Genomic DNA, 2,254 nt, shown 5'->3' on the forward strand with positions numbered 1-2,254 from the left:
GCTTCGCCAGCTCCTACAGAGCCCAGCAAGCTTCCTTGCCACAGATGCCTGTGCTTAGAGCGTCTTGCTCGACGCCGGATTGATCATTCGCGCCAGCCCAAGGTTCTTCAGCGCCAACTGCAAGGAACTATGAATCACCTGCGGATTGTCGATGGTCATCAGCTCCGCCAGCAGTTCCTGGGCCTTGCTGAGGTTGATCTGGCGCAGCATCCATTTCACTTTCGGCAGGTTGGTGGCGTTCATCGACAGGCTGTCGAAACCCATCGCCATCAGCAACACCGCGGCCGCCGGGTCACCGGCCATTTCGCCGCAGATGCTCACCGGCTTGCCTTCGGCATGGGCGTCGCGCACCACGGTCTGCAAGGCTTGCAGCACCGCCGGGTGGAGGTAATCGTAGAGATCGGCCACCCGTGGGTTGTTACGGTCCACGGCCAGCAGGTACTGGGTCAGGTCGTTGGAACCTACCGAGAGGAAGTCCACCTGCCGCGCCAGTTCCTTGGTCTGGTACACCGCTGCCGGGATCTCGATCATCACCCCGACTGGCGGCATCGGCACGTCGGTGCCTTCGTCGCGCACCTCGCCCCAGGCCCGGTGGATCAGGTGCAAGGCTTCTTCCAGTTCATGGGTGCCGGAAATCATCGGCAACAGGATGCGCAGGTTATTCAAGCCTTCGCTGGCCTTGAGCATGGCGCGGGCCTGGACCAGGAAGATCTCCGGATGGTCGAGGGTGACGCGAATGCCGCGCCAGCCGAGAAAGGGGTTGTCTTCCTTGATCGGGAAATAGGACAGGGACTTGTCGCCGCCGATGTCCAGGCTGCGCATGGTTACCGGTTGCGGGTGGAACGCGGCCAGTTGCTCGCGGTAGATCGCCAGCTGTTCCTTTTCGCTGGGGAAGCGCTGGTTGATCATGAACGGCACTTCGGTGCGGTACAGGCCCACGCCCTCGGCGCCACGCTTCTGCGCCCGGGCCACGTCGGCCAGCAGGCCGGTGTTGACCCAAAGCGGCATGCGGTGGCCATCGAGGGTGACGCACGGCAGGTCCCGCAGCGCATCCAGGCCCAGGGACAGTTGCTTTTCTTCCTCCACCACATCGGCAAACTGCTTGCGCAGCACGTCGCTGGGGTTGGTGTAGACCTCGCCGTGGTAGCCATCGACGATCATCTGGATGCCGTCGACCTTCGAGTACGGCAGGTCCACCAGGCCCATCACCGTCGGGATGCCCATGGCCCGGGCCAGGATCGCCACGTGGGAGTTGCCCGAGCCCAACACCGAGACCAGCCCCGCCAGCTTGCCTTCGGGCACTTCGCCGAGCATGGCCGGGGTCAGCTCTTCGCTGACCAGGATGGTGTTGTCGGGGTAGACGAGGGTCTGCTGGCGCTCTTGCTGCAAGTAAGCCAGCAGCCGGCGACCAAGGTCCTTGACGTCCGAGGCGCGCTCGCGCAGGTAGGCGTCGTCCATCAGTTCGAAACGGTTGACGTGGTCGGTCACCACCTGGCGCAGCGCGCCCTGGGCCCATTGGCCGGTCTTGATGACCGTGGTGACTTCGCTGCCCAGGGAGGCATCGTCGAGCATCATCAGGTAGACGTCGAACAGTGCCCGTTCTTCCGGGCGCAACTGCGTCGCCAGCTTCGCCGACAAGGCGCGCATGTCGGCCCGTACGCCTTCGATGGCGGTCTTGAACAACCCCAGCTCGGCGTCGATGTCGCTAATGGCCTTGTCCGGCACCACGTCGAGGTCGGCGGGCGGCAACATGACCACCGCCGTGCCCACCGCCGCGCCCGGCGATCCCGGCACGCCGACGAACTTGGCTTCCTGGATGCCCTTGCCCTGGCGACCCAGGCCGCTGATCGAGCCGGTGGCCTCGGCGTGGGCGATAACCCCGGCCAGTTGCGCGCTCATAGTCACGAGGAAGGCTTCTTCACCTTCGTCGAACTGGCGGCGCTCTTTTTGCTGGATGACCAACACGCCGACGACGCGGCGGTGGTGGATGATCGGTGCGCCGAGGAACGAGGCGTAGCGTTCTTCCCCCGTTTCGGCAAAGTAGCGGTAGCGCGGGTGATCCGCGGCGTTTTCGAGGTTCAGGGGTTCTTCGCGCGTGCCGACCAGACCGACCAGGCCTTCATTGGGGGCCATGCTGACCTTGCCGATGGAGCGCTTGTTCAAGCCCTCGGTGGCCATCAGCACGAAACGGTTGGTCTCGGGATCAAGCAGGTAGACCGAGCAGACTTGGCTGCCCATGGCCTCTTTGACGCGC

1 protein-coding gene is annotated in these 2,254 nt (G+C 64.3%); it reads right to left on the reverse strand.

Annotated elements, in window-relative coordinates; translation table 11 throughout:
• Positions 1-54: 54 nt before the first annotated feature.
• Positions 55-2,254, reverse strand: a 2,200-nt coding sequence (gene ptsP, locus OC610_RS26040; protein ID WP_264431920.1) for a phosphoenolpyruvate--protein phosphotransferase, incomplete at its 5' end; no start/stop codon positions are given.

It is taken from the genome of Pseudomonas agronomica, from assembly GCF_025917275.1.
Lineage (GTDB): Bacteria > Pseudomonadota > Gammaproteobacteria > Pseudomonadales > Pseudomonadaceae > Aquipseudomonas > Aquipseudomonas agronomica.